Source organism: Acidobacteriota bacterium (genome assembly GCA_034211275.1).
Classification (GTDB): Bacteria; Acidobacteriota; Thermoanaerobaculia; order Multivoradales; family JAHZIX01; genus JAGQSE01.
The window spans coordinates 1-24,540 of record JAXHTF010000100.1 but is presented as its reverse complement, the minus strand read 5'-3'; the positions used below and the strand labels follow the sequence as shown (position 1 = coordinate 24,540).

At 60.6% G+C, this 24,540-nt stretch carries 25 protein-coding genes; 12 read left to right on the top strand and 13 right to left on the bottom strand.

Features of this window, described 5'->3' with window-relative positions; all coding sequences use genetic code 11:
• The 9 genes from SX243_15505 to ndk form a co-directional block, all read left to right on the top strand.
• Window positions 1–868 (top strand): OmpA family protein (locus SX243_15505; protein MDY7094376.1); only part of this gene is annotated, 868 nt, incomplete at its 5' end.
• A 58-nt stretch (window positions 869–926) separates the two neighbouring features.
• Window positions 927–1,427 (top strand): Rab family GTPase, encoded by a 501-nt coding sequence (locus SX243_15500; protein ID MDY7094375.1) that lies wholly within the window; start codon window positions 927–929, stop codon window positions 1,425–1,427.
• A 23-nt stretch (window positions 1,428–1,450) separates the two neighbouring features.
• Window positions 1,451–2,920 carry a response regulator gene (locus SX243_15495; GenBank protein ID MDY7094374.1) on the top strand — a complete coding sequence of 490 codons (1,470 nt, stop codon included), beginning with the start codon at window positions 1,451–1,453 and terminating at the stop codon, window positions 2,918–2,920.
• A complete protein-coding gene (locus SX243_15490; protein MDY7094373.1) occupies window positions 2,920–3,912 on the top strand; it encodes a DUF1566 domain-containing protein in 993 nt (330 codons plus the stop codon). Before SX243_15495 ends, SX243_15490 begins: the two co-directional genes overlap by 1 nt.
• Window positions 3,913–4,092: 180 nt before the next feature.
• Window positions 4,093–5,076 (top strand): hypothetical protein, encoded by a 984-nt coding sequence (locus tag SX243_15485; GenBank protein ID MDY7094372.1) that lies wholly within the window; start codon window positions 4,093–4,095, stop codon window positions 5,074–5,076.
• A 253-nt stretch (window positions 5,077–5,329) separates the two neighbouring features.
• Window positions 5,330–5,980 (top strand): dienelactone hydrolase family protein, encoded by a 651-nt coding sequence (locus SX243_15480; GenBank protein MDY7094371.1) that lies wholly within the window; start codon window positions 5,330–5,332, stop codon window positions 5,978–5,980.
• Window position 5,981: 1 nt separating this feature from the next.
• On the top strand, window positions 5,982–6,644 hold the full coding sequence (locus tag SX243_15475; protein ID MDY7094370.1) for a hypothetical protein: 663 nt from the start codon (window positions 5,982–5,984) through the stop codon (window positions 6,642–6,644).
• Window positions 6,565–7,287 (top strand): Type 1 glutamine amidotransferase-like domain-containing protein, encoded by a 723-nt coding sequence (locus SX243_15470; GenBank protein ID MDY7094369.1) that lies wholly within the window; start codon window positions 6,565–6,567, stop codon window positions 7,285–7,287. The genes SX243_15475 and SX243_15470 overlap by 80 nt, the downstream gene beginning before the upstream one ends.
• A 126-nt stretch (window positions 7,288–7,413) precedes the next feature.
• Window positions 7,414–7,836 carry a nucleoside-diphosphate kinase gene (gene ndk, locus SX243_15465; GenBank protein ID MDY7094368.1) on the top strand — a complete coding sequence of 141 codons (423 nt, stop codon included), beginning with the start codon at window positions 7,414–7,416 and terminating at the stop codon, window positions 7,834–7,836.
• Between the two features lie 90 nt (window positions 7,837–7,926).
• On the opposite strand, the gene polX is transcribed toward ndk, so the two are convergent.
• From polX to SX243_15450, 3 genes are all read right to left on the bottom strand, one after another.
• Window positions 7,927–9,687: a DNA polymerase/3'-5' exonuclease PolX gene (polX, locus tag SX243_15460; GenBank protein MDY7094367.1), complete on the bottom strand. Its 1,761-nt coding sequence runs from the start codon at window positions 9,685–9,687 to the stop codon at window positions 7,927–7,929.
• Window positions 9,688–9,825: 138 nt separating this feature from the next.
• Window positions 9,826–10,785 carry an NTP transferase domain-containing protein gene (locus tag SX243_15455; protein MDY7094366.1) on the bottom strand — a complete coding sequence of 320 codons (960 nt, stop codon included), beginning with the start codon at window positions 10,783–10,785 and terminating at the stop codon, window positions 9,826–9,828.
• A gap of 17 nt (window positions 10,786–10,802) precedes the next feature.
• Window positions 10,803–11,783, bottom strand: coding sequence for a hypothetical protein (locus tag SX243_15450; protein ID MDY7094365.1), 981 nt, complete (start codon window positions 11,781–11,783; stop codon window positions 10,803–10,805).
• 165 nt (window positions 11,784–11,948) lie between these two features.
• On the opposite strand from SX243_15450, the gene SX243_15445 reads away from it, so the two are divergent.
• Window positions 11,949–12,302 (top strand): hypothetical protein, encoded by a 354-nt coding sequence (locus tag SX243_15445; GenBank protein MDY7094364.1) that lies wholly within the window; start codon window positions 11,949–11,951, stop codon window positions 12,300–12,302.
• A gap of 92 nt (window positions 12,303–12,394) precedes the next feature.
• Window positions 12,395–13,561: an AAA family ATPase gene (locus SX243_15440; protein MDY7094363.1), complete on the top strand. Its 1,167-nt coding sequence runs from the start codon at window positions 12,395–12,397 to the stop codon at window positions 13,559–13,561.
• On the opposite strand, the gene SX243_15435 is transcribed toward SX243_15440, so the two are convergent.
• The 4 genes from SX243_15435 to SX243_15420 all read right to left on the bottom strand — a co-directional run bounded on the left by SX243_15435 (window position 13,558) and on the right by SX243_15420 (window position 18,770).
• Window positions 13,558–13,971: a DCC1-like thiol-disulfide oxidoreductase family protein gene (locus SX243_15435; GenBank protein MDY7094362.1), complete on the bottom strand. Its 414-nt coding sequence runs from the start codon at window positions 13,969–13,971 to the stop codon at window positions 13,558–13,560. The two genes, SX243_15440 and SX243_15435, sit on opposite strands and share 4 nt — an antisense overlap.
• A 32-nt stretch (window positions 13,972–14,003) precedes the next feature.
• Entirely contained in the window at window positions 14,004–15,167 is a 1,164-nt protein-coding gene (locus tag SX243_15430; protein MDY7094361.1) for a hypothetical protein, read from the bottom strand.
• 112 nt (window positions 15,168–15,279) lie between these two features.
• The gene (locus SX243_15425; protein MDY7094360.1) at window positions 15,280–16,914 is read right to left on the bottom strand and encodes a hypothetical protein; all 1,635 of its coding nucleotides are present in this window, start codon (window positions 16,912–16,914) and stop codon (window positions 15,280–15,282) included.
• Entirely contained in the window at window positions 16,911–18,770 is a 1,860-nt protein-coding gene (locus tag SX243_15420; protein ID MDY7094359.1) for a VCBS repeat-containing protein, read from the bottom strand. Before SX243_15420 ends, SX243_15425 begins: the two co-directional genes overlap by 4 nt.
• An 88-nt stretch (window positions 18,771–18,858) precedes the next feature.
• Between SX243_15420 and SX243_15415 the strand changes: the two genes are divergently transcribed.
• A complete protein-coding gene (locus tag SX243_15415) occupies window positions 18,859–19,305 on the top strand; it encodes a VOC family protein (GenBank protein ID MDY7094358.1) in 447 nt (148 codons plus the stop codon).
• Between the two features lie 10 nt (window positions 19,306–19,315).
• Here SX243_15415 and SX243_15410 read toward each other — a convergent pair whose 3' ends face one another.
• The 6 genes from SX243_15410 to SX243_15385 all read right to left on the bottom strand — a co-directional run.
• Window positions 19,316–20,122, bottom strand: coding sequence for a TVP38/TMEM64 family protein (locus tag SX243_15410; protein MDY7094357.1), 807 nt, complete (start codon window positions 20,120–20,122; stop codon window positions 19,316–19,318).
• Between the two features lie 48 nt (window positions 20,123–20,170).
• The gene (locus SX243_15405; GenBank protein MDY7094356.1) at window positions 20,171–20,491 is read right to left on the bottom strand and encodes an oxidative damage protection protein; all 321 of its coding nucleotides are present in this window, start codon (window positions 20,489–20,491) and stop codon (window positions 20,171–20,173) included.
• Complete coding sequence (locus SX243_15400) at window positions 20,491–21,468, bottom strand: UDP-glucuronic acid decarboxylase family protein (protein MDY7094355.1); 978 nt, start codon at window positions 21,466–21,468, stop codon at window positions 20,491–20,493. The genes SX243_15405 and SX243_15400 overlap by 1 nt, the downstream gene beginning before the upstream one ends.
• Window positions 21,465–22,823, bottom strand: coding sequence for a UDP-glucose/GDP-mannose dehydrogenase family protein (locus tag SX243_15395; protein MDY7094354.1), 1,359 nt, complete (start codon window positions 22,821–22,823; stop codon window positions 21,465–21,467). Before SX243_15395 ends, SX243_15400 begins: the two co-directional genes overlap by 4 nt.
• Before the next feature lie 166 nt (window positions 22,824–22,989).
• The gene (locus SX243_15390) at window positions 22,990–23,976 is read right to left on the bottom strand and encodes a GDP-mannose 4,6-dehydratase (GenBank protein ID MDY7094353.1); all 987 of its coding nucleotides are present in this window, start codon (window positions 23,974–23,976) and stop codon (window positions 22,990–22,992) included.
• A gap of 88 nt (window positions 23,977–24,064) precedes the next feature.
• On the bottom strand, window positions 24,065–24,540 hold a 476-nt coding region (locus SX243_15385), incomplete at its 5' end, for a hypothetical protein (GenBank protein ID MDY7094352.1).

The following is a 24,540-nucleotide window of genomic DNA, read 5'->3' as shown; positions in this document are numbered from 1 at the left end:
CAACGGGCTTCGGGATCCATTAGCACCCGATCCCCAAACCATTGTTGAACAATTCCAATTGACGGAGATTGACATGCAATGGGCATTATTTCAGGATTTAACGCCGCGCTTTATTGAAAAACGCCTGCAACAGCGCTTGGCCCCACCTGCCAGTGTTCAGCTGTGGCTAAAAGATAATATAGTTTATCTTCAAGGTTATGCACCCAAAGATTGGATAGAACAAGCCTTGCAAGCGGCCTCTTATTTGGCCGGCACTCAACAGGTTAACCATGATAAACTCAAGGACACGGATAATTTCTTGCTCACTCAGGCCCAACAACACTTAATGCCTCCGCCCACGGTGACGATGACCGTTAATAAAGGTCTATTAATCCTCAGGGGTTATGTCAATTCAAGCACCTTTGAGCGCTTACAACACCAATTGCCTCAATTTAAGCAAGCCCAAAGAGCATTAGTCAATTATGATACCACAGCCTTATATGATGCCGAACAGCTCAGAGCTAAACTCATCAAGAAAATTGAGGATACCCTACTGTATTTTTCAGAGGGCCATGAGCTGATTGCAAATCAAGAAAAAAAGATGAAACAATTAGTTGAATCAATACAACACCTCATTGCTTTGACAACTGCACGCGCACAACCACTACAGATTCAGATTACCGGCAATACTGACGGTTTAGGCAATCAAGCGTACAATGAACACTTGAGCCAACAACGGGCACAGATTGTTATGAATCATTTAATTGAACGCGGTATCGATGCGCACTATTTAGTCAAGACCTTACCTGCTCAGATTCGCTTTGGGGAATACCAACCCCAGCCGACGCACAGAAATGTTACTTTAACGGTTACCGTCTCTCAGGATTGATTTTTAAAATCCGGCGCATATCATGTGCACAACCACTTTAAACGGTATCTAATACGAAATGTTACAAAAAAAAATTTGTATGATTGGCGACTTTTCTGTGGGCAAAACCAGTTTGGTGACTCGATTTGTGCGGCAGACATTTTCAGAGAAATATTTAACCACAGTGGGTGTTAAAATTGATACCAAGATCGTTAATTTACCTAATAATCATCAAATTAAACTCATTTTATGGGATATTGCCGGTAGTCATGCTTTGACCACCACGACTGCTTCTTATCTTCGTGGTGCAGCAGGTTTTTTATTAGTGGTTGATGGTACGCGTTTACCTACTTGGCACAATGCCTTGAATCTGAAACAGGCCGTGACCACGCAAATCGGTGAAAAACCATTTATATTATTATTAAATAAGGCCGATCTGCATGAACAATGGGAAATTAATCAAAAGCTTATTGACGAAAAAACCCAGCAAGGTTGGCAATTAACTCAAACCAGTGCCAGAACCGGACTTGGCGTTGAAGATGCCTTTTTATACTTAGCGCTTCAAATTGTTAACGTTTAATGAATCTGAATAATTGAAACCTCGTGGCTGCTCACATTCCATTAACACTTGCTAGATATTTGCGTTCCTTATGGTTATCAACAACTCTAATCAGTTATCTCAAAATTGATGCCACAGGGGATTTAATAGACTTTGGCGGTCATTGGCGTCATTTTGGTTTAGCGGAATTAACCCTTGGCTTGCCCATAACCGAGCAAGTCAGTTTTCTCGAAGGTTTATTGCCGGTCACTCACACCCAAATACTTCGGTTTTTAGCCATAGAACAAGGTCATTATGCCCATGTACATATTATTCCCACAACAGCAATAACTTGGGTTTTGTTGCTTGATGCCACTGTGGACTATGAACGTCAACAAAAGATGCAACAACAGGTGAATAATCTCAGCCTACTGACCTATCGCCAAAGTCGATTACTTCAAGAATTAGAAACCACCCGCAAAATTCTCGCTCAAGATAAACAACGCTTAGAGCAAGCAAGTTTAAATCAACAACGTCTGCTCACTCAATTATCACAAACACTACACACTTCATTGACTTCATGGATGAATGATACGCAAGTTTGTGATGTTATTAAGCATTTAAAAAATCAGCAAACTGACCCGTTTGTTTTGATGCAAACCAAAGTCAATCAAGTCTTACAACTTGTCGATAATATTTTAGAACAAACCAAAACCGAACTAACCGACATTCAATTACAACCAATCCCATGTGAAATAAAACAATTAGTGACTGATTTAATAACCTTGTTTCAACCGGAAGGCTCATCCCCACCGGGACGACTTGATATTCGACTGGCTCAAAATCTCCCTACCTTATTAATTGATGAATTATATGTACGGCAAATTTTAATTGATTTAATTGTACAAGCCTTTAAATTAACCACCCAAGGCATCATTCAACTGACATTCGCTTGGCACGCGCAGCGACTGGAATTTAGTATTACTGGCGCCCTTGTTAACCCCACTTCAAATACTGAGGTCTTCTCCTCAGTCAATACTACTGTCAGTCGTCAACTTATCCAGCGGATGGGGGGGCAGTTACAGATTGACTCCCTAAATGCTGGCCAAGCTTTTTTATTTCAGGGCACAATAGCAGCCCCTGCAGCGCACTCAGAATCCTATGATGATACATGTCAAGTAGATATTTTAATTGCTGATAATAACAATGAAATAAGTAAATTAATTAAAATTTATTTAGAAGAAGCCGGTTATCAGGTCATGTGTATGCGTAATGGCGATGAAGCCATTGAGATGACGCTGCAAATACAGCCACAGCTCTTATTGCTCGATATACAATCCATTCAAAATTATGAAATGATAACTCAGATACGCGCTCAAGGCTTTAAGCAAGCCATCATTGCACTCTCTAATTCTCATTTAACCCAAGACCAAGCGTATGCTTATCAAATGGGATGTGATGCTTATTTAACTAAGCCGATTTATATAGAAAATTTATTAATCACAATCGCCCAACTATTAGGATCGGATAACTGATGAGCCAATATATTTTAAATAGTGGTCAAACCAGCTGTCATAATACCCAAGGTGAGCCGATTGCCTGTCGTGGTAGTGGTCAAGATGCTGAATTTCAAGTGGGCCAACCTTGGCCGCAACCCCGTTTTGTAGTTCAAGACCAACAGGTTTTGGATCAGTTAACCGGATTATGGTGGCTACAACAAGCTAATCTTGCAGAATTTCCCCTAACTTGGGTAGAAGCTTTAGCCTTTATTGACACCCTGAATCAACGCAATTATGCCAACAATCACGATTGGCGGTTACCGAATCGTCGCGAACTACGCAGTTTAATCAGTTATCAAACAGCAAAACCCGCGTTACCATTAGCCCATCCTTTTCATGCTGTTTTTCAAAGTTGGTATTGGAGCTGTAGCAGCGCACATAGTCAACCGGCGTTTGCTTGGTATGTCCATATGGCAGGTGGACGTATGTTTTATGGTGATAAGCAACACAGTTATATGGTGTGGCCCGTTCGTGGCACCAGTTGCTTACCCAAAACCGGTCAGCTTGAGGCTTATGATGCCCAGGGTCAACGTATCCCTAATGTAGCATTTTCTGATCAGGGGGTTCATTGGCCGCAGACACGATTTGTGATGACATCTGAACAGGGTGTCCTTGATCAGTTAACCCAAGTGATTTGGTCAAGATACGCTAATAATGCTGATGGTGTAACAACTTGGGCTGAAGCCTTAGCCGTAATTGCCCAGATGAATCGAGATCAGTTTGATGGTCGTGCTACTTGGCGATTGCCGACAATTAATGAGTTAGAATCATTGGTAGATTGTGGGCAGCACGCGCCGGCACTACCTCAAGAACATTCTTTTGAAGCCGTACAACCGATTTATTGGTCTTCAACCACCAGTTTATATGAACCCGATTGGGCTTGGGCGCTGTATCTGCAGTCTGGTGCCTGTGGGGTGGGGCAGAAGAAAGATCCGCATTTTGCTGTTTGGGCTGTAGCAGCGTTTTAGGGATAACCGTTAAAAGTGATTGTTTGCATAATATTGAAGATAACAATGAATATAATAATAGAAAAATATAACCTCATTTTTTATATTTAATACAAATCCTTAACCCTTTACTTTTCATTGACCTTTGGGCATAATCCTAACATATTAATAATCTGAAACTGAATTGGGAGGTAGTCAACAATGGCGTTGTTGCAATGTGATGCCTGTGGACATTTACGTGAAGTCGCCAACCAATATCAGGATAAAAAAGTTAAATGTCCATCCTGTCAACAAGTCACCTCAGTACATAATACCGTGGCCTTGGTTCAACAACTGCTTCAACAGGTTAATCAGTTAACAACAGAACTGCTCGAACTTAAATCCACTTTGCCACCACCTGCTCATCATTCTAAAGTGCATCAAGGTTATGCTTTTGCCAATATGCCTTCCTCTCCGGCATTGCGTCACTTTGATGGCGTCATCCAATGGTTTGCGGCTCGAAATATTAAAGTGAATTATGATCAAAAAGATGTTGATATTGGGGGTTTTTTTGATGAGATTGCTGTGCAATTGGGTGATAATTATCAAATTTTAAAAGAAATCAGTAATAAAATAAAACAGCTTCAAGCTAAAGGCTATAGCAAAGCCAATTTTAATCTCTCTGCGCACAGTCAACGGGATATTCAAGTGATTAAGGCATTTTGTAAAGCACTTTATGATCATGCTTTTGTTGCTAAATATTTTAATGAAAAAGCCGATAAACGCGTGCGTTTGGTTTTGCAAACAGAACCTAAAATCGTTAATTTCTTTAATGGTGAATGGTTAGAATGGTTTGCATTTATGAAAATAGCCTCTTGGTTAGTTGACAAACAGCTTAAATTTTCTTGTTTGCGTCATTTTCATATTCATTTGCCCAATGAAGATCACTATGAACTTGATCTGTTTTTTCTGATCAATGACGAAATTCCCTTATGGATTGAATGTAAAGCCGGTGAGTTTCGCGCTTCTATTAATAAATATAAAGAATTATGTAAACGCTTAAAGTTTGATAAAAAAAATTTTTTGTTGTTAGTATCCGATGTTGCTGATGATAAACGCTCAGGATTGTCGAGTACCTTTGATATCAATATCGTCAACGAAAACAACTTTTTATCCGCTATGAGCGGATTGATTGAATATCAATAATCTCTGAAAAAGTCACAAAATCCCTTTCTTGCGCCCAACCGTTTCAAGTGTGTAAAAAACAGCTAATCGACTTGAGTTTAAGTGGTCATGATGATAGAGTTTGCCGCGGCAATTTGCGCCCTAAGCTATGTTTAATGAGCTAAAATATTGACATTCCTGGAAGTGATTGCTACTCTCGGGAAATAAAAAAATGGGTTCGGTAACACCCTAGACCGTTATCCCTGTTATTCATAAAACTGCGGAGCAGTTGTTGATGGCATTAACCACCCCTGTTGGTGAAACATTTGAAACTTATACTTTTGGTTCTGAGCAGGCAACTCAAGGTGTATTGATTATTCATGATTGGTGGGGCCTGCGGGATTACAATATTCAATGGGCTGAACAGTTTGCTCAGCTTGGTTTTCGTGCTCTCGTCATCGATCTTTATGAAGGTCGGCAGCCAGTGGATGCTAAAGAGGCTGGTGAGTGCATGCGTAATGTGGTTCAAGAAGTGGCAAACCGGAAATTGCAAACCGCTTTGCAACAATTGCAAGCCCCGCAACGTAAAATTGCAGTCTTAGGCTGGTCGTTTGGCGGTTTACAAGCACAACATGCGGTACTTCATAATCCTGAATATGTTGATGCAATAGTATTGTTTTATTGTCGTATTATTCTTAATAAACAAAATGCTACTGTACTTAAAGGGCCTGTATTAGCAATTTTTTCAGAAACTGAACGCAGTTGGCCAGATAAACAAACTGCTTTGGAATATGCGATGACTGATGCGGGTAAAACGTTAACCTGTTACAGTTATGAAGCAGAACATGGTTTTGCTAATCCTCAAAGCCCTCATTATGATAGTGAAATAACGGAAGAAACCTGGCAACTGACGGTTGATTTTCTCAATCAATGGCTGAGATATTAATATGCGTCAACAGATCTATTTAGTGCTGATCTTAGGTATCAGCGCTTGTGTGCAACAAAAACCACCGCCATCTGTCCAACAGGTGCCTATCCTGCCGGCAAATAACCCTATCCGTGAACAACAAATCGATGAAGTGATTGCAGTACCTCTGCCCGTACCGGCCCAAGGCAAACCGTTACCCCCAGCAGTTCGTGTTGAACCCACTCAGACCTTACCGCCTCAATTAATGGCTTTAGCCCAAAAACCCAGTGTGCCCGGTGGCATTGCTTGGGTGCCTTTGTATCAACAAGGCACAACACCACCCCACATCGTCTATCAACAACAGCGGGTCTTAGTTTTACGCACGCAACAACACTGGGTGGCTTTGGTCGGCGTGCCGCTGAATACTGCGCCAGGGACTTATACACTTGTTGAGCAACGTACTGGCGCCAGTTATTCATTCCAGGTGGTTGATAAAAAATATAAGACCCAACATATCACCCTGAAAAATAAACGCTATGTGACGCCCAATCAAGCAGATTTAGCACGCATCAAACGGGAACGTCCCCTGATTCAAGCTGCTTTGACGCCACCTTGGCGCCCGAGTGCCGGTATACCTTTGCCGCTACAGCAGCCATCAGCGCTTTCCCGGCGACGGCTGGCTGGCACTGCTAGGCGGCGGTGAGTTCAGCTTCGGCGAGACCGAAGCGGCGGACCGCGCGTGGTTGGAGCGCGCCGGCGAGGGCCCGGTGGGCTTTCTGCCGGCGGCCAGCGGCTCCACCGAGTACGGAGAGTATTTCGCCGACTATTTGGACGAGGTCTTCGACCGCGAGCTGGAGATTATTCCGGTCTATCGCACCCGGGACGCCCGTCGCCGCCGCAATCGCAGCCGGGTGCTCGACAGCGCCGCCGTCTATCTGGGCGGCGGCGTCGCCGACCAGCTGCTGGAGGCGGTGGCCCAGTCGGCGGTGGAGGAGGCCTTGCAGGAGGTGGTGGCTCGTGGCGGCGTGGTCGCCGCCAACGCTGCCGCCGCCCAGGCCTGCGGCGAGTGGGCCCGCGGTCTGCGGGGAGAGCCGCTGAAAGGGCTGGGCTGGCTGCCCGGCGGCGTGTTGGACACCAACTTCGACCCCGGCCACGATCGCCGGCTGCGGCAGCTGATGACGCAGCCGGGAGTGCGCTGGGGTGTCGGTCTGCCCGCCGGCTCGGCGCTGCTGCTGGGGCCCGACGGTGCGGTGGAGATCGTCGGCTCGATCCTCACCTTGAGCGACGCCGACAGCGATTTCGAGCTTCTCGGCGAGGGCGTGGCGCCGCCGCCCCTCGCTTCCTAGAATTTACGCTGAGAGATTTCGAGTCTCCCACGACTCGCATCGCCCGAGGGTCGGCTTCCGGGTCGTGCCACTGGGCGAACCCAACCCCATCAACCCGTGAACGATTCATCATCGAGGAAATAGATCATGGAAACGACTCTGACCATCATCAAGCCCGACGCCGTCGCCGCCGGCAATGCCGGCAACATCCTGGCCCTGCTCGAAAAACACGGCTTCACCGTCCGCGGCCTGCGCATGCTGCGCCTCACCGAGGACCAGGCGAAGGCCTTCTACGAGGTGCACAAGGAGCGCCCGTTCTACAACGACCTGGTGCAGTTCATGACCAGCGGCCCGGTGATCCCCGCCGCCCTGGAGCGTGACAACGCCGTCGCCCAGCTGCGCGAGGTGATGGGCGCCACCGACTCGACCAAGGCCGAGGACGGCACCGTCCGCAACCTCTACGGCACCGACATCGAGCGCAACGCCATCCACGGCAGCGACTCCCCGGAGAACGCCGCCCAGGAGCTCGCTTTCTTCTTCTCCCGCGCCGACCTCATCGCCGCGCGCTAAACGCACTTCCCCGCGCCCGGCGCTGGTCGCCGAGTCTCTGGGCCCCCGCTGCCTTTGGGTGGTGGGGGTTTCTTGTTGTGGGAGGTTGGCCTACCGCTTCGACTTCAACCACCCATGCAGCCTCTTGGCGCTCCACGCGTTGATGCAGGCGTCCGCGGTCATGGCGGCGCGGCGGGCGGTGAGGATGCCGTAGGTTAGGAAATCGAAGTGGGGGGAGTCGTGGGCGTCGGTGTCGATGGCGATCTTGCAGCCGGCGGCGAGGGCGCCGCGGAGGTGCATGTCGCGCAGGTCCAGGCGGTGCCAGTTGGCGTTGAGCTCCAAGGCTACGTCGTGCTCCGCGGCGGCTGCGAAGAGGGCGTCCATATCCGGTGACAGGCCTTCGCGCTTGCCGATGAGGCGACCCGTGGGATGGCCGAGGATGTGCACCAGGGGGTGGCGCAGAGCGGTGAGCAGGCGCTCGGTGGCGGTCTTCGGATCCTGGCGCAGGGCGGCGTGGGGGGAGGCCACCACCACGTCCAGTTGAGCCAGCAGCTCGTCGTCATAGTCGAGGCTGCCATCGGCCAGGATGTCGACCTCCGAGCCCGCCAACACCTCGATGCCGGAGACCTTCTCGTTGGCTTCCCGCACGGCGTCGATGTGCTTGCGCAGGCGGTCCGGCGAGAGACCGTTGGCGATCACCTGGCTCTGGGAGTGATCCGTCACCGCCAGGGTGTGGAAGCCGCGGCTCTTGGCTGCCTCGGCGAGCTCGACGATGGATAGGCGTCCGTCGCTGGCGGTGGTGTGGGCGTGGAGCTCGGCGCGGATGTCGCCGAGCTCGATGAGGTGCTCCGGCACCGAGTCCAGCTCGCCGCGGTCCTCCCGCAGCTCCGGCGCGATGTAGGGCAGCCCCAGGGCCTGGTAGATCTCGGCTTCCTCGGCGGCGGCGACGGGCTTCTCTCCCCGCTCCTGGGGACGCTCTTCCTTTCCCTCGAACAGGCCGTACTCGTTCAGCCGCAGATTCTTCTGGATCGCCAGCTCGCGGAGCCGCACATTGTGCTCCTTGGAGCCGGTGAAATAGAGCAGAGCGGCGCCGTAGGCGTCGGCGTCGACGATACGCAGATCCGCCTGGATTGCCACCTTGCCGCTTTGCAGGCGCACCGACGACTTGGTCTCCCCCTTGGCCAGGACCTGGGTCACCGCCGGGAGGTTGGTGAAGCGGTCGCGCACCGCCGCTGGGTCGTCGCAGGCGACCAGGAAGTCCAGATCGCCGATGGTCTCGCGGCCCCGCCGCAGGCTGCCGGCGTAGTCCACCCGGCGCACTCCGTCCACCGACTCCAGAGCCTCCACCAGCTCCTTCGCCAGCGGCAGGGCCATACCCAGGGGAACGCGGTCGCCGCTGCTCTCGGCGAAGGCGATGGCCTTCTTGATGTTGTCGATGGTCTTGGCCCCCATGCGCGGCAGAGCCGCCAGCTCGGGGGAATCGAGCTGGGCCTTGAGGTCGTCCACCGACGCGATGCCCAGCTCGTCCCACATGAGCTTCACCGCCTTGGGGCCGAGCCCCGGAACCTCCAAGACATCGAAGAGCCCCGGTGGCACCTTCTCCAGCAGCTCCTGGTGCTCGGAGATCTCGCCGCTATCCAAATACTCGAGAATCTTCTCCGCCAGGCCCTTGCCGATGCCGTCGATGGCGGTGAGCTGGCCCATGCGATCGTCGGGATCCTCTGCCACCAGATCATCGACCTCGCGGGTCATATCCCGCAGCAGCCGGGCCGCCCGCTGGTGGGCGGCGATCTTGAAGCGGTTGGCTCCCAATAGTTCTTGGGCGGAAGCGATCTGGTCGAAAATGCGGCTCAGCTCGCGGTTGGTGCTCATGGGTCGGCTCCTGCCGGCACAGGCCGGTCGGTGAGTGGTGGAAGGCGGTGCCAGGTTGTTGAATCCGGGGCTGTCTTGGATGCTGGTCGCTTGGATGTCGAGGTTCGGCTCTTGGGTTGTGGGTCTAGGGCCTGGGGTTTAGGGTCTGGGCGCTGCGGCCTGAGCCACCTGCTCGGCGATCTCCCGCGCTTCCCCTTCGGTGTCGATGTCCTTGGCCAGAGACAGCCCGTCGAGAACGGGCATGAAGCCCCGGCGTTGGGGATAGTTTCGCCGATGGGGACGGCGAATGTAGAGCTTGTGCACCAGCTGGGCCAGGCGATCCGCGTCGATAGTACCGCCGGCGAGGTCGCGGGCGAGGGCGGTGCCATAGCGTACGGCCTGGAAGGTGAGGGTGGGCAGCTGCAGCCGCAGGATGCTGCGCAGGTCCCGGGAGACCAACCAGAAGAGCAGGGTGCGGGCGATGACCCGCTTGCGGTAGGCCACCGGATGGTTGCGGGTACGGTAGGCGAGCTCGAACATGCGGTACATCAGGTCCAAGCGCACGGCGGCCACGTCGGCGATGACCAGGTGCCCGGGGAGGGTCTCTTCGGGCTCTTCGCCGCGCCGGGGGGCGATGCGGTAGCGCGGCTTCCACTCCGAGGCACCGAGGCGGTGGGGATCGGTGGGCACCCGGATCTGGGGCATCCAGAAATCCAGCGGTGAGCGCTGTCGAAAGTCCTCCAGCAGCACTGCCAGCTCGCTCTCCACCGGCAGCACGTCGCAGGTGGTGACGGCGGTGGTGCAGCGCCCGCAGCGGGCGATCACCGCTTCCAGACCGGTCCGGATGTTCTGACCGAAATCTCCGTCCGTATCCACCAGCTCGACGCCGGGACAAACGTCTCGATAGCGCTGGGCGGGACCGGCCACAAAGATCGGATCGAAGGCGCCGGTGGCGCGCCAGCGGTCGAGGACGTGGCAGATCAACGGCCGGTCGCCGATGCGCAGCTCGACCGCCTTGTAGCCCTTCAGCGGCTGTTGACCGTCGTCCTGGTCGGGAAGCTGCGACCGGCGGCGGTCGCGGCCGCCCAGGATGATCAGGGGGATGGGGGGGAGGTCCATGACGTGGAGGCGCCTGCTCAGCGGTCGAGTTGGTCGGAGATGCGTTGGAACAGGCTCTGGGTGCGCTGGCGCCAGCGTTCTTCGGTCCAACCTGCGGGAGCCGCGGTGATCTCCACCAGCCCTTGGCCCTCGGCGGCGTTGGTGACCTTGATGCGCCATTCGCCCCACACCAGCGCCCAGGAAGGGGCGACCTCGACCCGGGACTCGAAGGTCATGCCGGCTTCCTGGAGCGCGTCGATGACCGCACCCAGGAGCCGCCCGTCGGTGGCGTCGTAGGCGGTGTCGAAGGTCTTGCGGGCGCTCAGGGTGCCCTTCGGGGGTGCATAGAGGTCGCGCTCCAGGAGCTGCTGGAAGAGCCGCTCGGCGCGCAGCGGGTCGAAGGTGGCGTCGGTGCGGGCCCGCAGCCGATAGCGCTCCTGCAGGCGGAAGCACTGGGCCAGATGCTCGACGGTGAGGCGGGTGTAGCCGGCCACGGCGTAATTGGAGGCCACCAGGTAGTGGCCCTGCGCCGCGGCTTCGGTGCCGAGGGCCTCTTGGCTTTGCAGATAGCGCTGGAAGCGGGCGGCGGCGGGCTCCAGCTCGCCCCGCAGCAGCCGCACGGCACCGATGTTGAGGTGGTTGTCGTCGGCTTGGGGATCGAGCTTCTCGGCTTTCTCGAAGGCCTGCAGGGCGGCGTCCCAGGCTTCGTCGGCGACGTGCAATGCCCCGAGGTTGAGCCAGCCCTGGCGCAGCGTCGGGTCGGCGGCGAGGCTCTGTTCCAGCTGCTGGCGGCCGCGCTCCACGTCGCCGGCCATGAGGCGCGCGGTGCTGCTCAACAGCAGCGCTTGGGCCGATGGCTTCTGCTTTTGAATCCAGGGGTCGAGAAGGTGCAGCACTTCGATGGGCTGGCCTGCGTCGAGGAGCTTTTGGGCCTCTTCCAGGTCCCGCTCGAGCTTGCCGGCATGGGCTGGCGAAGGGCTGAGCCCGATCAACAGACCGAGGCAGCAGAGAAGGAGCAAGAAGGTTCGATGAGGACGGCGGCAGGGGGACTCAGCCGATTTGAGCATGACGGGGATTTTAACAGGCCGGGGAAGATGCTGAGAGGGCGAAGATCTACCTTTCATTAAGAAATTATGATATATCGCTAGTATTATCCATTGAGCGCTGTGCGCAGAAAGGTTCTCATGAAATTCTCAGCTTCCATCCTCGCCCTGGCTCTGCTGGTGATCACCGGATTCGCCGCCCCGCTGGCGGCGCAGGCCCCTGCCGTCGATCTTCCCGATGCCGAGGCCTCGGTCCAGCCGGCTCCGCCGGCATCCCCAGAGACGGCATCCCCAGAGACGGCATTCCCGGAGACGGCAGAAGTAGAGCCGGCGGCTGCCGGTGATCTGCTCGGCCTGGACAATCCTCTGGCCACTCCGGACGTCCAGGAGCTCTCCTGCCAGTACACCTGCCCCACCGGCAACCCCTTCGTCTGTCCCGTCTACTGGGATCGCCCCTTCCCCAGCTGCGTCGGTGGCTGCTGCGTGTATTACTAGAATCTAGAGTCCGAGGACCGCTGCCGGGTTCCGGCCCGGCAGCGGTCGATGAATCCGCGGCTTCCGCCGCCCGCGGCGGTAGAATCCCGAGCATGAGCCAAGCTACCAGTCCCCAGTCTCCGTCCGGCGCCCCGCCGGAGCCCTCGTCTGAAGCCCGGGCCACGGCCCCCCTCACCCCGGCGGAGATCGCTCGCGCCCTGGGCCGCCGCGTCATCGGTCAGGAGGAGGCGGTGCGGGAGATGGCGGTGGCCCTGGCCAAGCATCTGGCGGGAGTCCATACCGGCAACATCCTGCTCATCGGCTCTTCGGGTACCGGCAAGACCACCCTGATGCGGTCGGTGGAGGCCTTTCTGGCGGAAGACCCGCGCCGGGCCGCCCGCTCGACGGTGGTGCGCTTTCACGCCAAGGTGCTGGCGGAGGCCACCGAGGGTGGTCAGGCCGGTGAGGTGGTCCTACGCCAGCTGCTGGAGCGGGCTCGGGAGCAGCTGGGGCCGGAGGCATCGACGGAAGCGCTGCTGGAGCGGGTCTCCGGCGGCATCGTCTTCGTCGACGAGGTGGACAAGATCCGCTCCCACGTGGGGAATGAGCTGCACGCGGCGGGGATTCGAGCCCAGGAGGCGTTGCTGACCCTGATCGAGAACGAGTCGGTGCCCTTCCATCTGCCCTCGTGGGCCTGTGGAGACGAGACGGCCGGTGGCCGCGAGGTACGGGTGGACTCCAGCGGCATCCTCTTTGTCGCCGGGGGAGCCTTCGAAGGACTCTACGATTCGGTCTACGACCGGGTCACCATCGGCCGCGACAAGGGGGCGCTCCAGGCGGTGACGGTGGTGGAGGACGGCAAGCTGCGGGAGGAGCTGCAATTCCATCTGCGGGACTGGCTGACCTACGACGACCTCTTCGACTACGGCATGAGCCCGCAGTTTCTCTCGCGCTTCGACGCCGTGGTCCTGCTCCAGGACCTGGGGGTGGAGGAGTTGATGCAGATCTTCCTCGATGGTTCCGACTCGAGCCTGGAACACGCCCAGCACTATTTCGCCAGCCAGGGTTTGGAGCTGGCCATCTCGCCGGCGGCGGTGCGGCGCATCGCCCAGGAAGCGGCGGCGCGGCCGCGGCTGGGCGCCCGGGCTCTGAAAGAAGCGTTCCGGCGGGTGATCCGGGACTATGAATTCGATCCCGCCAAGGTGGCGGCCCGCGGCACCGTGTTGATGATCGACGAGCCGGAGGTGCAACGAACCCTGGCGCGGGCGGACGAGGACTAGTTCTTTCGGGCTTGTTCCGGTGGCCAGCTAGGCCGGCGGCAGGCGGGAGTGGTGCCCGGCAGGTAGCCGCGCAGGTGGGTCACCAAGCGGTAACCGGCGGCGTAGAACCAGGCGAAGGGGGGCGGCAGCAGAAGCAGCGCCCCGAGCAGGGGCCACGGGCGCCGGCAACCCTGCAGGCTGCGGGCTACCGCCCGATGGCCCCGAGCCCGCTCTTCCTCCGACACCCACCAAACCGCCTCGCGGGTCTGCTCCTCGGTCAGGCCCAGGGCCTCCAGGTCGGCATTCTGCCAGGGGATGGAAACCAACGGCGCGACCCGCCGGTGCTCCAGCCAGAGCACGCAGCGGGTACAGAAGCCGCAGTCACCGTCGAAGATCAACTGGGGGTGCTGGGAGTGTCCGGTTTCCGGCATCGGCGTTGCCTCAGGAGCTCCTCAGCAGCGCTTCAGAAGCGATAGAGGGCGGCGACGGAAGCGCCGTCGGGCACCCGCTGGCGGGCCGTGGCATAGACCGAGCCGCCGTGGAGCAAGCACTCCAGCGCCGCCCGGTCGATGAGGTCCTCGTTTTCGCCGTTGGCCGCCTCGTCCAGCCGCACCGCCCGATCCTGCACGTCCAGGTGCCCCCAGCGGTGCTCGTCCACCGCCACGAAGAGGGTTTCGACCCGGCCGTCCACCGCCGCCAGCACCACTTCCTGCAGGTTGTGGCTGCCCTGACCGGTGCTGGCGCGCTCGCTGAAGCGTTGCGCCGCCTGCTCCTGCTCCTCCAGGAAGTAGGGCTCGACGAGCTTCCACGCCTTGGCCTGGAGCTCCTCCGCCGAGGAGTCGTCGGGATTGCCCTCGACGCCGCCGGCGATGAGGTTGGGGTATTTGCTCGCCTCTCGGTAGATGGGAATCAGATAGTCCACCGCCGCCAGCACCATGGGAGTGCGGGTGTCTTTGAGCAGCTTGCGGACGCCGTCGTCGACGCGGTGGCAGAAGCGAGAGATCTCTTCTTTGTTGTCCTCGTTGCCGGCGCCGTGACCGTGGAACATGGCCCGCCGGGAACCGCCGTTGCCGCCGCGGTTGGTGGGGGCGCCGGTGTGGAATTGCAGGGTGCGCTGGGTGAGGTCGTAGCCCAGGGCGTCGGCCAGGCTCTCGGGGATGTCCCGGAGGTCGATCTCGCGGGCGCTCTCCCGATTCGCCTCCATCAGCCGAACGCGGTTCTGGCTCAGAGCCAGGATGTAGAAGTGGCCATCCCCGGAGAGGAGCGGCAATAAGGGGGTGATGTGCCAGCGTTCTCCCACCACGACGAGCTCTTCGAGGCTGCGGGGCACTCGATAGCGCTTCTGGACCTGGGGACCGAGAAAGACCGCCAGACCGTCGCTCTGATGCTGCCAGAAATCCTGATCCTCCACCATCGCCCAGCCGGGTTGGAGCAGCTTGTCCCGCTGAGCCTCATCCACTCCCTGGGCCTCGAGCTGAGTCTCGGCCTGGCGAAGGAGATTCTTCATCCGGATGTGGTTCTGCTGGGTCTGGGGGCCGGCCTTGATGGTCGGAAAGAAGATGGAGATGCAAGGGAATTCAGCGGCAGAGCTCAGGCTGCGGATGTCTTCCTTGGTCGGTACGCTCATCGAAGAACCTCCTCTTCGGGTGGTTGACGATTGCCAGCCCGACCCTTCGAAGGACCGCGCCAGCGACCTCGTCTCCAGTCTCTCATACCGGGTGGGGGTTGGGAGGGATAGTTCAAGGGTGGGGTGAGGTAGCGACCACCAGAACATGGGTCCCCCCACCGGAGGTGCCGATGGGTTTGGGCGCCAAGAGGATCGCTTCCCGCCGTCCGTCGCCGTCCAGGTCGAGGGTGAACAGGCGCGGCTGCCGCCCCGAGAAACGATCGTTGGCTGCCTCGCCGGGGCCATCGTCATCCGCTGTGTTCCGGGAGGAAGCGCTCGCCGTCACCGGCAGGCGCCAGAGCGGCTCAGAGGCGAAGACCCGGCGCCGGTGGCGATGGGCGATGCCCGCAAAGGCTGCCAGGCCCTCTTGCCCTAGTACCACCAGGTCCCCCCGGCCGTCACCGTCGAGGTCATCGCCGAACTGCCAGATGCCGTCGCTCGCCACCGGCAGTACGCTCCTGCGCGGTCGTCGGGAGAAGCCGCCCCGGCCGTCGCCGGTGTAGGCTTCCGCCAGTAGCTCGTCACCCTCCAGGCCCTTGGGTTGGAGCAGCAGCAGATCGTCCTGGCCGTCGTCGTCGAGGTCGGCGATGGCGGGGCCTAGAGCCTGCCAGCGGCGGCTCGCGGTGCCCACCGCGAGCACCGGTGGCCGGCCGGCGCGGCGGCGGTCCGGCTCCAAGGGAAAGAGGCGTAGCTGGCGGCTGTCGAAGATCCCCACCCGGTCGGTGCGGAAGGTACTCACCAGCAGCCGCGGGCGGCCGTCCATCAGGGCGAACCAGGCCTCCGCCACTTCCTCCGGGTCCGGCAGTTGGGACCATGCTGCCAGAGGTTCGTCCGACGGCTCCGCGCCGTCAGAGTTCTCGTGGCTCGGGTCCGTACCCTGGAAGGCCTTCGCACCGGAGGGGTTGAGGAGGAGCGTGCGCAGCCGGCGTTCACCGAAGGCCTCGGGGCCGGCAACGAAGAGCGTTTCCATACCGGGGCCCATGCCGGGCCGGCTGGCGGCGCGTTGAAGGGCGCTCACCGGCGGACTGGTCAGCCGTAGCGCCAAGCCGCTACGGCGGGCATCCACCGGTAGCGGGTAGGCCTCCTCCACCCCTCGGCCCACCCCATCGCCGGCGCTCAAGTTCCGAAGCTCCAGGCTCCCTACCGAAACCAGCGGCCAGCTCTCCATGGAGGGAACGAAGCCGGTGAGACTCGGCCGAGGGCGCGCCGTGAGCTCGACGCCGGGGCCAGCCAAGCGCTGGACGAGGGCTGCGGCGGGCCGATCAGGAGCTTCGATAGGCAACTCGAAGATCACTCCCGGCTTGCCCACCAGCAGGCGGCAGGCCGTCTCGCCGTTGTCGTCGGCGCTGGTGGCGGCGGCGAGCTCGTTCACCTCGGCATCCAGGGCGAGCTCCAGCGTCTCGATTCCCCGGTCCCACACCCCCGAGTCCAGACGATGGAGGGTTGGCGGACCGCCGTCTCCGGCCAGGAGCAGCCATAGGATCTGCCGTGGTCGTTCGTCGAAGGCCGAGTCGGTCGCTGCATCGGTGACCGCCGCCGCCAGCAGATCCGCCGGCAGATCGAAGGTGAGGCTGCGGTGGCCGGTGGCCTGGGCTTGTGCGGAGGCCTGGGCGAGGAGCAGTCCCAGCCCGAGGATCACCGCGAGGCCGCGGCCGGCCACCAGACTCCGCCGCCGACGGCTCTCGCCCGTCGGGTTGATGACGTTCATGGCGTCGGCTCTCTCGTAGGCTTCGGGGGCGGCTGCCCGGGCCGGGGGCTGAGAGAGCGGCGGCTCAGATAGAGGTCGAGCTGTACCGGCGGCGTCACCCCCGCCTCGTCGGCGCGACCGGGCTGGATCACCAGCAGGTCGGCGCGGTCGTCGCCGTCGAGATCCCGGATTTGCACCAGGCTCAGATCCCGGGGCTCCTCCGCCAGCCGCAGAGACAGATCGGGGTCCGGTGCATAGCCGCAGTCGTCTCCGCCGCGGTGGATGGTGACCGTACGGCCCCGGCCCATCTGGACGAAGTCGGCGCGGCCGTCGCCGTCGAAGTCGCCGGCGAATTGGGACAGGCTGGAGCGGCGCAGGTCGTTGAGATTGAGTTTGAGGCGGCCGGCGAGATCGAGCCCCCGCACCCGCCGGAACCCGCCGTCTGCCTCCTGGCACCAGATGTGGAAGTCAAGGCCGATGCTCAACCGCTGCACGGTGAGCACTTTGAGGGCCTGGAACATGGAGAAGTCGAGGGTGATGGTGACCAGATCCTGACGGCCGTCGCCGTTGAGATCCAGAAACCCTCCGGGGGGTGGCGGCGGGCCATCCTCGTCCGCTCCGCCGGCCGCCGGGGCGAAGGCGTAGCCCTCCGCCTCGAGCTCCAGATAGGGCTGAGCGGCTCGGTCCCGGCCCTCTTGCAGGTGATAGAAGCGATAGGTCTGCACCGGCCGCTTGGCCCGTTGGAGAGAGCGGCGCAGGCCGGCATCATCCTCGAAGGCCGGCGCCTGCACCGTCACCACCTCGGCCACGCCGTCACCGTCCAGATCGCCGATGTGGACCACCCGAGGCTCCGGATCTTCGGCGAGATCTTCAGCGTTGCTGCCGGCGTCCTCCGCCGAGGGCTCTACCAGCGGGCTGACGGCGGCGCCGAACCGCCCTTCTCCCAGGTTGGGGAGGAGGGAAAAGTGATCCCAGCCATGGTCCGGGTCCGCCACCAGCAGCTCGGGCCGGCCGTCGCCGTCGAGATCCTGGATCTTCGGCAGCGGATAGATCCACCGGCGGCCGTCGGGGGAGCGCTGGCCTTCGAGAAGAGCCGCGGTGCCGGAGCCTGGCGGCGCCCCGGCGGGCGTCCAGGCGGGAGCGGAGGAGAGTCCTGCCTCCGCCGCGAGGAAGACCGCCGGCCCCTCTCGCGCCGGCAGCAGCAGATCTTCCTCGCCGTCGCCGTCCAGGTCGTGCACCAGCTCGAGGCCGGGAACAAAGGAGCCGCTGCCGGCGAAGACCGGCGGATATTCGACCACCGGCTGCAGCCCGAGGCGGGGCAGGGCGCTGGCCTCCGGCCTCAGCTCCACTGCCGCCAGGCCGTCGTCGGTGAGCGCCGCCACCGGCGTTCCCGAGGGGCCTGCCAACACCGAGAGCACTGGAGTTTCCAGCGGTGGGGTCTCCAGATCCAGGGGCTCGGCTCCCAGCACGTAGCCGCCGTCGGGGAGACCGCGGTAGAAGAGTAGCTGGCGCTGGTCGAGGAGCGCCGGGATCACCGTCAGCACTTCCACCAGGCCTTCCACGGTGGCAGAGTCGTCTCCATCGCCTGCCTCGCCGCCGTCCTTCCCTTCGGCACGATCCACGGCGACGTCTCCCACGGACACCGACTCCTGGACGCCGATGCGGTCCCAGCGGGTGGTGGCGACGACGATCACCAGGTCCTGGATGCCGTCCTCGTCCAGATCCGCCGGCACCACCACCGAGGGAGCTGCCGGAAGGGCGAGGCGGTGGTAGTCGAGACGCAGGCGGTCGGCGGAGGCGGCAAAAGGACTCAGCACCAGGGCGGCGGTGGCCAGGAGGCGGAGAATCGGGATTCGGCGGCGGGGATGGGGATCCATGGTGGTGGATAGCCTACCTCCGGCGGTGCTGCTTCGCGGTAGGATGACTAGAACTCCCCAACACGATCGTCAGCGAGGAATGAGCGCCATGTCCCAACCACCCTTTCACCTCGCCTTCCCAGTCCACGACTTGGAAGCCACCCGAAAGTTCTTCGTCGACCTACTGGGTTGCCGCGTCGGCCGCGAGAGCGAGCGCTGGATCGACTTCGACTTCTTCGGCCACCAGGTCACGGCTCATCTGGCGCCGGAAGAAGTGTCGACCATGGCGCTGGATCCCGCCCGCATCGCCACCAGCACCAACACGGTGGACGGCAAGCAGGTACCGGTGCGTCATTTCGGAGCGATTCTCGAGTGGGATCAGTGGCATGAGCTGGCGGATCGGCTGAAGGGCGCCAAGGTGCGCTTCCTCATCGAGCCCCACATTCGCTTTCCCGGCGAGCCGGGGGAGCAGGCCACCCTCTTCATCATGGATCCCAGCGGCAACGGGTTGGAATTCAAATCCTTCCAGGACCCAGCGCGGATCTTCGCCAGCTGAGACGGAGAGCTCAGTCCTCGGGATCGGGCCGGCCCTGAAGCTGGCCCCGACGCATTTCCCGCAGCTCCTCCAAGCGCTTGCGTCGCTTGTAGCGTTGCCACCACCGCGGCGCGAAGCTGAGGGTCAGGAAGAGGATCATGGCCAGGAAGAGGTTGCGGCCGGCGCTGGCGATCTCTCCCGCCGCGGCTCCGAAGAGCACCACCCAGAAGTACGTCCAGATGGGGATGGGCAGGATGTGGCCGATGGCCGTAGCGAGGTGGAAGGAAGGCCTGCGCACTCCCACCAGGGCCGCGCCGAAGTTGACCAGGGGAAAGGGGACGGGCAGGAAACGCAGCCGCACCAGGGACCAGAATCCATGGCGGTCGATGAGCTTCTCTGCTCGTTTCAGCCGGTCTCCGGCGATGTGCTCGATGAAGCTACGGCCCAGGCCGCGGGCGACCTCATAGCTGATGGAGGCGCCGATGATGCAGCCCAGATAGTTGTAGACCGAGCCCCAGAAGACGCCGAAAACCACCGCGCTGGCGATGATCATGGGGCTGACGGGAAATCCCAGGGGCGGCAGCACGGCGTAGAGGGCCAGCAGCACCAGTGGTGCCCACCAGATGCCCCGCAGTTCCTCCAAGGCTCCAATGAGCCACTCTTTGTTGGCGTATTGAGACAGCGGGGTCCAGCGCAGGGCCGCCGCGGCGCCGAGGATCAGCAGCAGAAAGAGGATGATGCCGGCGTAGGCGCGCCAGCGGGGTGTCTCGGCTGGAGTCTCGTCGGAAGGAGATGCGGCTTGGGGATCGGGGGCGGATCCTGATGGAGTGGAGGCCACGGTGAGAGCTGGTGGTGATGGGCAGCGGAGAAGCGGTAGATCCCGGCTTCAGCCGCCGTCGCGCTGTTTGGGCGGTTTTGGCTGTTCCGGCAGACCGGGCAGATCCTCCAGCTTGGAGGAATTGGCCTCCTCGGGGGACACGAGGCCGAAGAACTCCCGCATGTGGCGGTCGAGGGTTTCCTGGGCGCCGGGGTCCATGAAGTTCAGGCGCAGCTCGTTGATCACCATCACTTCCATGTTCTGCCATTCCGCCCAGCAGTCGGCGCAGACCTTCTGCTGAATCTCGGTGCCCGAAGGGCCGGGTAGCGGGGGAGCGGGGAGGGCGGCGGCGTCGCGGCCGCAGCGGGAGCAGTGGACGGTGTTGGCCATCAGTTGTTCTCCTCGGATCGGTTCTCCTCGGATGAGGGCCCTGCGGGCAGGCGACCCTTGAAATATTCGATGGTGCGCCGCAGGCCTTCCTCCAATTCGACCACCGGCTCCCAGCCCAGGACCTCCTGAGCGCGGCTGATGTCCGGCTGGCGGGTCTTGGGATCGTCCACCGGCAGCGGATGGAAGCTCAGCTTGCTGCCGGAGTCGGTGAGGTCGACGATGGTTTGGGCGAATTCCAGGATGGTCATCTCCCGCGGGTTGCCGATGTTCACCGGCTCGGAGACCTCGCTCTGGAGCAGCCGCCAGATGCCCTCCACCAGGTCCGAAACGAAGCAGAAGGAGCGGGTCTGACTGCCGTCCCCGAAGACCGACAGGGGCTTGCCCTCCAGGGCTTGCTGGACGAAGGCGGGGACCACCCGGCCGTCCCCCAACCGCATGCGCGGGCCGTAGGTGTTGAAGATGCGCACGATGCGGATCTCTAGCCCGTGGTAGCGGTGGTAGGCCATGGCCATGGCTTCGGCGAAGCGCTTGGCTTCGTCGTAGACACCGCGGGGGCCCACCGGATTGACGTTGCCCCAATAGCTTTCCGGCTGCGGATGCACCAGCGGGTCGCCATAGACCTCGGAGGTGGAGGCGAGGAGATAGCGGGCGTTGTGGGCCCGAGCCAGGCCGAGGGTGTTGTGGGTGCCCAGGGAGCCGACCTTGAGGGTCTGGATGGGCAGCTCCAAATAGTCGATGGGGCTCGCCGGCGAGGCGAAGTGGAGCACGTAGTCCACCGGCTCCTCGACGGTGAAGGGACGGGAGACGTCGTGCTCGATGAAGCGCACGTCGTCGCGGTCCAGCAGGTGCTCGAGATTCTCCAGCCGGCCGGTGATGAGGTTGTCGACGCAGATCACCCGGTGTCCCTCGGCGAGCATGCGCTCGCACAGGTGGGAGCCTAGGAAGCCGGCACCACCGGTGATCAACGAAGTGGTCATGAGGCGGCGCTCCGATCCGCGGCCACCGCTTCGGCACTAGATTCCGGACATCCTTCCGGCCGGCCCACGGAGACGTAGCGGAAGCCGGCGGCGGCCATCTTCTGGGGCTCGTAGATATTGCGCAGGTCGATGATCAGCGGCTGGCGCAGCGCCGAGCGCAGACGCCGCAGCTCGAGGGCGCGGAATTGGTTCCACTCGGTGAGGATGACCAGTGCGTCCGCATCCTGCGCCACCTGGTAGGAGTCGTCACAATACTCCAGGTCCGGCAGCTCGTGGCGGGCTTCGTCCATGGCCGCCGGGTCGTAGGCGCGAACCCGCGCGCCGCCTTTCTGCAGAGCCTCCGCCACCACCAGCGCCGGCGATTCGCGGATGTCGTCGGTGTCGGGCTTGAAGGACAGTCCCAGCAGGCCGAGGGTTTTGCCTTCCAGGCCTCCCACGGCCTGGCGAATCTTGTCCACCATGCGCAGGGTGGTGGCCTGGTTGACGTCCAAGACCGCTTCGATGATGTGGAATTGCTGGTCGTGGTCGCGGGCGATCTGGGCCACCGCCCGCGTGTCCTTGGGGAAGCAGGAGCCGCCGAAGCCGGGGCCGGGGTGGAGGAAACGGGGGCCGATGCGGCGGTCCAGACCCATGCCCTTGGCGACCACCTCGACATCGGCGCCGAGGGCCTCGCACAGGCCGGCGACCTCGTTGATGAAGGAAATCTTGGTGGCCAGGAAGCCGTTGGAAGCATATTTGATCAGCTCGGCGCTCTCCACGCCGGTGAGCACGAAGGGCACGTCGGCGACCCGCAGCGGCGAGTAAATGTCGAGCATCACCTCCCGGGCCCTGGGGTCGGAGGTGCCGATGACCACCCGGTCCGGGTGCATGAAGTCCTCGATGGCCGAGCCTTCGCGCAGGAACTCGGGGTTGCTCACCACCGCGAAACGGGCGTCGTCGCCGGCCTCGCCACGGACGATGCCCTCGATCACCTGCCCGGTGCCGATGGGCACGGTGCTCTTGGTGACGATGACCTTGTAGCCGTTGAGGTGCTGGCCGATGCTGGCGGCGACGGCGCGCACGGCGCTGAGATCGGCGGACCCGTCGGCGCTGGAAGGGGTGCCGACGGCGATGAAGATGGCCTGGGCGGCTTCGATGGCGGGTCCTAGATCGGTGGTGAAGCGCAGCCGGCCGGCGGCCATATTCTTGCGCACCAGGCCGCGCAAACCCGGCTCATAGATGGGAATTTCACCGTTGCTGAGGGCTTCGACCTTGGAGCGGTCTTTGTCGACGCCGGTGACCTGCATCCCGAAGTCTGCCAAACAGGCTCCGGTGACCAGGCCGACGTAGCCGCTCCCTACGACGCAGATGTTCATGGTGGATTACTCGATTTGGTCCGTAGGCCGCTAGGTTGAACTCGTGCGCTGATCCCCGTCCTTCGGTGGATTGGCGCGGCGGCGGAGTGTTCCGACCGGTGGCAGGCTCTCCGCAGGGGTCCTCTGAGGGGGATCCGTTGCAGCTCGGCTGCCAAGACCGCTTGGATCAGCTGCTCACCGGAGTGTCGACCTGATTGGGGGTGTAGTGCTCCCGATACCACGCGACGAAGCGCTTCAAACCTTCGCGGATGGGTACCTTGGGCGAGTAGCCGAGCAGGCGCCCGGCCTTGGTGACGTCCGCATAGGTGATGGGAACGTCACCGGGTTGCTGGGGAAGATACTCGATGCCCGCTTCCACGGCAAGCTCTTCCGCCAGCCACCGAACCAGGTCCGCGAGGGAGGTGGTCTCGGCCCCGCCGAGGTTGAAGATTTCGAAGCCGGGAGCGGCATCCAGGGCCGCTACCACGCCGTCGATGATGTCGTCGATGAAGGTGTAATCCCGCCGGCTGGAGCCGTCGCCGAACATCGGAACGGATTTCCCCTGGGCCAACAGGTGGGCGAATTTATGGATCGCCATCTCCGGCCGCTGGGCGGGACCGTAGACGGTGAAGAAGCGCAGGCAGGAGATCTTGAGCCCGTAGAGGTGATGGTAGTTATAGCACATTAGCTCGCCGGCCCGCTTGGTGGTGGCGTAGGGGCTGATGGGCAGGTTCACCGGGTCGTTCTCGGCGAAGGGCACCTTCTCGTTGATGCCGTAGACCGACGACGACGAGCCGAAGACGAAGACCTCCGGACCGTGCGCCCGGGCCGCTTCCAGCAGCCGCAGGGTGCCGATGCAGTTGACGTCCTCGTAGAGGATCGGCTGCTCCAGGCTCGGGCGAACCCCGGCGCGGGCGGCGAGGTGCACGACGGCGGTGAAGTCGCTGTCGGCGAAGAGCCCGTCCACCAGCTCCTGGTCGCGGATGTCCCCTTCGACCAAGCGGTAGTCGTCCCGCCCCAGGAACGGCTCGATATTGTTCCGCTTGCGCCGGGGATCGTAAAAATCGTTGAAGTTGTCCAGCACCGTCACCCGATCACCGCGCTGCAGCAGGCGGCGAGTCAGATGGGAGCCGATGAATCCGGCACCGCCGGTGACGAGAATATGTGCACACATTGTGAGTTGGTCTCTCCAAACGCCAGGTCGTCCAGCGTATGGGGGATGTTAGTCCGAATCCGCCGCAGGCACAAACCGCGGCCGGCGGTCACGGTGGGTCCGCTACGGGAGCCTCGCCGTTGGAAAGGGCCGGCTCTCGCGCCGCGCCGCTGTCGCCGGCGGCGGTTTCCCCTTGGGCCGCGTCGTAGCGCTTCTCGATGCCCTTCTTCTGCCGATTGCGGATCAACCAGCGCAGCAGACGCGACTCGTTGATGCCCACCAGGATGTCGTTTACCGCTTCGTAGACCGCCGGGTCGTCGATCAGGCGGGCGGCGGTGCCCTCGCCGCCGTTGAGCTTGTCGCTCACCTGCCGCAGATTCTCCACCAGGGCTTGAAGCTCGCTGGTGAGCTGCTCGGCGTATTCGTCGTCGTTGAGCAATTTGGGCAGCAAGCCGTCACCGCTGCGCAGGTCGCGAGAGAGGTTGGCGAACTCCTGGGAGGTTTGCTGCAGCGAGACGAGGGTGCTGTCGAGGCGCTGGGCCGCCTCGCCGTCGTGGAGCATCATGGGCAGCATGCCGTCGCCCT